Consider the following 692-nt stretch of genomic DNA (forward strand, 5'->3'; position numbering starts at 1 on the left):
AATTTCGGATGTGATCCATTGAGCGATTCCACTGCGTCGCGGTTCGACGCTGCAGCGGTTGCACCGCTGCGTTGATGGCTCATCTCGTGCGCGTTGTCGCGTGACCTGCGCGCTCGAGATGATGGGTCGAAGACCCGGGCCGTGAACAAAAAAAAGGCACGTCGAAGAACTGACGCGCCTTCCAACAAAACGTATGGCAACTGCTTGTTGGGCCTTCATTGTAGCCAAAAGCACCCCGCCGGAAACCGCGCCATTGCTTGATTTCTTGTCGTTGCGGGTCACCAACAGCAAAATCTTTCCACAACTTATCCACAAAGACTTGTGGGTAGCTTGGGGATAGTTTCAGACGCCTCAACTCGTTGCCCGGATTGGCAATAAAGCCGATCCACGACCCCTGAATTGTAGCCAAAAGCGCGCTGAATTCGAGGCGATCCATCGAATGATGTGTGCGCCAACTGACTTTCCATTGATAAGGCAAGTTCAGTCATCGCAAAAGTTCTGTTCACAGATCCCGCATTGCGAAAGCACCATGGCAATCCCCGTGCCGGCAGTCGGATATCCGGCCCTCACTTGAGCACAGGGATGCGCAGGAACTGCGCCCAGTCGCCACGCAGCACGGTGACCGGCAACGATTTCGTCTTGTCGAGCCTGGACACCACGGCCTCGAACTGCTTCACGTCGGTCACGTCGGC

1 protein-coding gene is annotated in these 692 nt (G+C 55.6%); it reads right to left on the minus strand.

Annotated features, from left to right (window positions below; all coding sequences use genetic code 11):
• Positions 1–79: 79 nt before the first annotated feature.
• Complete coding sequence (locus AC1D15_RS35730) at positions 80–436, minus strand: hypothetical protein (RefSeq protein ID WP_477829818.1); 357 nt, start codon at positions 434–436, stop codon at positions 80–82.
• Positions 437–692 lie beyond the last annotated feature (256 nt).

It is taken from the genome of Rhizobacter sp. P2_H2 (assembly GCF_056403375.1).